Origin of the sequence: Roseomonas rosulenta, assembly GCF_016106005.1 — a bacterium.
In the GTDB taxonomy this organism is placed as follows: domain Bacteria; phylum Pseudomonadota; class Alphaproteobacteria; order Acetobacterales; family Acetobacteraceae; genus Neoroseomonas; species Neoroseomonas rosulenta.
On record NZ_JACADR010000291.1, the window covers coordinates 1 to 5325 of the forward strand.

Here is a 5325-nt window from a genome sequence, read left to right on the forward strand (position 1 = left end):
GTCCTGTCGCGCGGCGGCGCGGCTATCCTGGCCGCCGGCGGCCTTGGCGCCTGCGCCGCCCCCCCGCCGCCGCAGCCGCCCGCGGCGGCGCGCATCGAGGAGACCCCGCTCGCGCGGTTGCTGCGCAGCACGTCGGATCTCGCGATCGCCGGCGAGCCGCTGGACGCCGCGGCATTGCGGCGGTTCTACGCCCGTCGCGGGTTCAACCCGGTCTGGCCCGCGCGCCAGGGCCAGGCGGATGAGCTGGTGGCGCTGGTGCTGCGCGCGGGTGACCACGGCCTCGACCCCGAGATGTTCCATGGCGGCCTGCTGCGCCGGCGCGACGAGCTGCCGCCGCTGCGCCGCGAGGTGGTGGTGACCGACGCCCTGCTGTCCTACGCGGACGCCTTGTCGCACGGCGCCGTGCCGGCCGACCGGCGGACCAGTGCCGAGGCCATGGCTCCGGACGCGGTCGACCTGGCTGCCGCCCTCGACGAGGCGATCGACAACGATGATCCGGTCGTCGCGCTCGAGGGCCTGGCGCCGCAGACCCAGACCTATCTGGGGCTGCGCCTCGCGATGCGCGGCCGCCTGCTGCGCGCCCCGCGCCTGCCGGGCGGTGCCGCGGCCGCCGCGCAGCGGCAGCGCAGCATCGAGGCGAACCTCGAGCGAGAGCGCTGGCTGCCGCGCCAATTGCCGCCCGACCGGGTCTGGGTGAACGTGCCCGACCAGCAGCTGGTATTCTACCGCGACAACCGTCGCGTCTTCACCACCGCGGTCGTGGTGGGCGACAACGCGGAACGCAACCAGACCCCGGAATTCCACACGCTCATCGAGGCCGGCTTCTTCAACCCGCCCTGGGTGATCCCGCGCGACATCGTGGCGGCGGAGATCCTGCCCCGGCTGGAACGCGACCCCGAATACCTCGCGCGGAACAACATGGTCATGCGGGCCAATGGCGAGATCGAGCAGTCGGCCGGGCCCGAGGCAGGGCTCGGCTTCCTGCTGTTCGACATGCCGAACCGATTCGATGTCTACCTGCACGACACGCCCGACCGCTTCCTGTTCAGCCGCAGCAACCGCCGCATGAGCCGCGGCTGCATCCGCGTGCAGAACCCGCGCGAGCTGGCCTCGCTGCTGATGGACCTGCCGATCGACGAGATCGACCGCAGGATCGCGACGGGCAGGACCAGCCGCAGGCCGTTGCCGGCGCCGGTGCCGGTGTTCATCACCTATCGCACCGCCTTCGTCGATGCCGAGGGCGCGCTGCAGTTCCGCCAGGATTTCTACGACCGCGACGCCACCGTGTGGCGGCGGTTGCGCAAGCAGCCCCCGGCCTGATCGGCCGGGGCCGCAGCGCCGCCGGGGCTCACCGCCGGACCGGCAGGCCCAGCGTGGCCACCCAGCAAAGCACCAGCATCAGCGCCGCCGCCGCGAGGCAGGCGACGAGCCCACCCCAGCCATAGAGCAGTCCGGAGAGAAGCGTCCCGCCGAAGCGGCCGGCGGCGTTGGCGGCGTAGTAGAAGCCGACATCCTCCGCCGCCTTCTCGCTGCCCGCATAGGCGAGCACGAGATAGGAATGGACCGAGGAATTCACCGCAAGAAGCACGCCAAAGACGCAAAGGCCCGCGGGCACGAAAACCTCCGCCCGCGGCACGCTGGCCAGCACGAGCACGGCGAGCAGCGCCGGCACGGCCGCCAGCGCCAGCGACCAGGCGCGCGCTGCCGGGACCTCGGTGGAGAGCCCGTCCCTGCTCCGGCGCACCAGCGCCGGGGTGCTCGCCTGGACCACGCCGTAGCCGATCGTCCAGAGGGCGAGGAAGCCGCCGACCATGGTGAAGGTCCAGCCGCTGGCGTAGAGGAAGACCGGCAGGCCGACCACGAACCAGATATCGCGCGCGCCGAACAGGAACACGCGCGCGGCGGCGAGCAGGTTGATGCCGCGGCCCTTTGCGAAGAGCTCCCTGGCCGACTTCGACGCCTTCGCCTTGCCCATCAGCGGCGGCAGCGACGCGACGACGCCCGCCAGCACCATGGCCAGGGCCGCCGCCATCGCCCAGAGCGCGCCACGGAAGCCGAGCACCTCGAGCAGCAGACCGCCCAGGAAGAAGCCCGCGCCCTTCATCGCGTTCTTGCTGCCGGTGAAGAACGCGACCCACTTGAACAGCCTGCCCGAGGCCTCGCCGGCCGTCAGCTTGATGGCGGATTTCGACGCCGTCTTGGTCAGGTCCTTCGCCACGCCGCAGACGCCCTGCGCCATCACCACCCAGGCGACCGAGAGCGCCGCGCCCCACTCCGGCGAGACGGCCGAGAGCAGCAGGAACCCCGCGATCTGCGTCGCCAGGCCGACCGCCAGCATGCGCGCGATGCCGAAGCGCGTGGCGAGCCAGCCGCCGATCAGGTTCGCCGCGATTCCCGCCGCCTCATACAGCAGGAACAGGAAGGCCAGGGTGAAGGGGCTGTAGCCGAGCCGGAAGAAGTGCAGCAGCACCAGCATCCGCAGCGCGCCGTCGGTCAGGGTAAAGCCCCAATAGGCGAGCGTGACGATGACGTAGTTGCGCGTGCCGTGGGACGCGGCGGCGGCAGTGCTGCTGCTCATGCCGTCAGATCCCGACGGACTGCATGTAGCAGGCGAGGTCCACCATGCGGCAGGCATAGCCCATCTCGTTGTCGTACCAGGCATAGACCTTCAGCAGCGTGCCGTCGGTGACCATGGTGGAGGGCGCATCCACGATCGAACTGCGCGTGTCGCGGGCGTAATCGGCGCTGACCAGCGGGCGTTCCTCGTATCCCAGGATGCCGGCGAGCGGTCCGGCGGCGGCGGCGCGGAACAGCGCGTTGACCTCCGCCGCGCTCGTCTCGCGCCGCATCTCGAAGACGCAGTCGGTCAGGGAGGCGTTCAGCACCGGGGCGCGCACGGCATGGCCGTTGAGCCTGCCCTTGAGATCCGGATAGATCAGCGCGATGGCGGTCGCGCTTCCGGTGGTCGTGGGCTGGAGCGACAACATCGCCGAGCGCGCTCGCCGCAGGTCCTTGTGGGGCGCGTCGACCACGACATTCGTGTTGGTCGGGTCGTGGATGGTGGTGATCTGGCCGTGGCGGATGCCGATCGCCTCGTGCACCACCTTCACCACCGGGGCGAGGCAGTTGGTGGTGCAGGACGCGGCGGTGACGATCGGGTGACGCGCCGGGTCGTAGAGGCCGTGGTTCACGCCGACGACGACGTTCAGCACGCTGTCGAACTTCACCGGCGCCGCGACGATCACCCGCTTTGCGCCGCGATCGAGATGGCCTTGCAGCGTCTCGGGCGCGAGGAACCTGCCGGTGCATTCCAGCACCAGGTCCACGCCCAACGCACCCCAAGGGATGTCGCCAGGCGTCGCCTGCTCGCTGAAGCCCAATCGGCGGCTGCCGATGCGGATGGCCAGGTTGTCCTCCGGCTCGATCGTCGTGCGCCAGCGGCCCTGCACGCTGTCGAACTCGAGCAGGTGCGCGGTGGCCGCGGCACCACCCTTGATCTCGTTCAGATGCACGACCTCGAGCCGGTTGCCCGCCCGCGGATCGTCGTCGGGGCGCTCTGCGGACCCCATCGCCGCGCGCAGCGCAAGCCGCCCGATCCGCCCCATGCCGTTGATGCCGACCCTCATGCCCGCGCCCCCGCGGCGAGCGGCCGCGCCAGCTCGTCGAGCCGCGCCTTCAGCGCCATGCGCTCGAGCGTGCCGAAGGGCAGGCTCGTGAAAATGGTCAGGCGGCGGTGCAGCGCGGCGTAGAGCTCGTTCAGCAGCGCCGCGCGCTCGGTGTCGCTGCCGGCGAACTTCGCCGGGTCGGGCAGCGGCCAGGCGGCGGTGACATGCGTGCCCTCGAAATCCGGGCAGGCCTGGAGGTTCAGCGTGTCACAGAGCGCGATCACGAAATCCATCCGCGGGGCATCCGGTCCCGTGAACGCGTCCCAGGACTTCGAGCGCAGCTCGGAAACGTTGTGACCGAGTGCCTTCAGCTGCGCCAGGACCTCGGGCAGCGGGCCGGTCGGCAACGGCTCGGAACCGGCCGAGAAGCTGCGGAAGCGGCGCTGGCCGATGTCGCTCAGGATCGCCTCGGCCATGATCGAGCGAGCCGAGTTGCGCGTACAGAGGAACAGGACTTTGAAGGTCGCCGGCTTCATCCGGGCGGTCTCCCTTCGGGTATCGAGGAGGCGGTGCAGGTCGCCGCAGCGCGCCGGATCGCCGTCGCAGCAGGCATCGGCGAGGAAGGCGATCAGGGCGCGCAGGCGGTCGACCTGCGCGGCGTAGATCAGGCTGCGCCCCTGCCGCGTCGCGGCGATCAGACCAGCCTGCTCCAGTGCGCGAAGATGAAACGACAGCGTCGAGGGCGGCACACCGAGCCGCGCGGCGATGTCACCGGCGGCGAGGCCGTTCGGCCCGGCGGCGAGCAGGGCACGCAGCAGGTCGAGGCGCGTCTCCTGGCCCAGGGCGGCAAAGGCGAAGGCAGCCGTTGAAGATTCCATGATTCGACGATAATCGAATCATGGAGCCAGGCCAGTGAAGCTTCGATAACAGGCGTGCCGTGCCGCCTGCCCCCGCGCGGGCGTCGCGCCTCGGTCACGAGCCCCCGAGGCCGACATGCCCGACCTGAGCATCCCCTGCCGGGGCGCCACGCGCCGGCGAAGCCGCCGGCGCGTGGCGCATGGTGTCGTGGCGTCGTCGCCGACCGCGCGAAGGGGGGGGGCAGCGTGGCCGTCGAGGGCCCATGGAGCAGCCCAGGGCGTCCGCGGTCCTGCCGACGCGCGTGCCGTCCGGTTGCCGGGGCGTCAGGCGGCTGGCAGCCAGCCTCCGTCCCGGCCGAAGCGCCAGGCGCGCGCCTCCTCGTCCAGCGCCAGCAGATGCAGCCAGCCTTGCGCGAACAGGGCGCGCACCGGCGGATGCTTGCGCAGGATCTCATCGATCGCGTCCCGGGGTGCTGCGACCAGGACGGTCAGGCGCAGCGGCTCATGCGCCAGGCGCTCCCCGTCGTGGACCGACTGCCAGGGCAGGCCAGCGCGCAAGGTGCCGCCATTGCCCTCGACCACGCCGATACCGCCCGTGACGTTGTGCAGCAGCTTGTTGCCGCCGCCGAAGGCCTCCGGCGCGACCACGGAGCCGTAGTACTGGAGGCTGATCCAGCTCGCGACGACCACGGGCGCGGTCAGGATCAGCTCCAGGACGCGGAAGCCCGCATCGGCGCGCCAGTCGTAGTCGTGCAGGAAGGCGCGCCCGCCGAGGTCCCGCCCCGCGGTCGCGCCGCGCGGCGCCGCGATGAAGGCGCGGCAGCCCGCGAGGCCCCATTCGGGCCGCGTCTCGGCCCAGTCGC

At 71.6% G+C, this 5325-nt stretch carries 5 protein-coding genes; 1 reads left to right on the forward strand and 4 read right to left on the reverse strand.

Going from position 1 to position 5325, the window contains the following annotated elements; translation table 11 throughout:
* Positions 1-1320 (forward strand): L,D-transpeptidase scaffold domain-containing protein (locus tag HW578_RS22355; RefSeq protein WP_198372922.1); only part of this gene is annotated, 1320 nt, incomplete at its 5' end.
* Positions 1321-1348: 28 nt separating this feature from the next.
* On the opposite strand, the gene arsJ is transcribed toward HW578_RS22355, so the two are convergent.
* From arsJ to HW578_RS22375, 4 genes are all read right to left on the reverse strand, one after another.
* Positions 1349-2578 carry an organoarsenical effux MFS transporter ArsJ gene (gene arsJ, locus HW578_RS22360; protein WP_198372923.1) on the reverse strand — a complete coding sequence of 410 codons (1230 nt, stop codon included), beginning with the start codon at positions 2576-2578 and terminating at the stop codon, positions 1349-1351.
* Between the two features lie 4 nt (positions 2579-2582).
* A complete protein-coding gene (locus HW578_RS22365) occupies positions 2583-3626 on the reverse strand; it encodes an ArsJ-associated glyceraldehyde-3-phosphate dehydrogenase (RefSeq protein WP_198372924.1) in 1044 nt (347 codons plus the stop codon).
* Positions 3623-4483 (reverse strand): metalloregulator ArsR/SmtB family transcription factor, encoded by an 861-nt coding sequence (locus HW578_RS22370; protein WP_198372925.1) that lies wholly within the window; start codon positions 4481-4483, stop codon positions 3623-3625. Before HW578_RS22370 ends, HW578_RS22365 begins: the two co-directional genes overlap by 4 nt.
* A 303-nt stretch (positions 4484-4786) precedes the next feature.
* Positions 4787-5325, reverse strand: a 539-nt coding sequence (locus HW578_RS22375) for a putative inorganic carbon transporter subunit DabA (RefSeq protein ID WP_198372926.1), incomplete at its 5' end; no start/stop codon positions are given.

Bases quoted from the DNA above. Each gene is read 5' to 3' on its own strand.
- arsJ (WP_198372923.1), bottom strand. From the start codon at position 2,578: ATGAGCAGCAGCACTGCCGCCGCCGCGTCCCACGGCACGCGCAACTAC.
- HW578_RS22365 (WP_198372924.1), bottom strand. From the start codon at position 3,626: ATGAGGGTCGGCATCAACGGCATGGGGCGGATCGGGCGGCTTGCGCTG.
- HW578_RS22370 (WP_198372925.1), bottom strand. From the start codon at position 4,483: ATGGAATCTTCAACGGCTGCCTTCGCCTTTGCCGCCCTGGGCCAGGAG.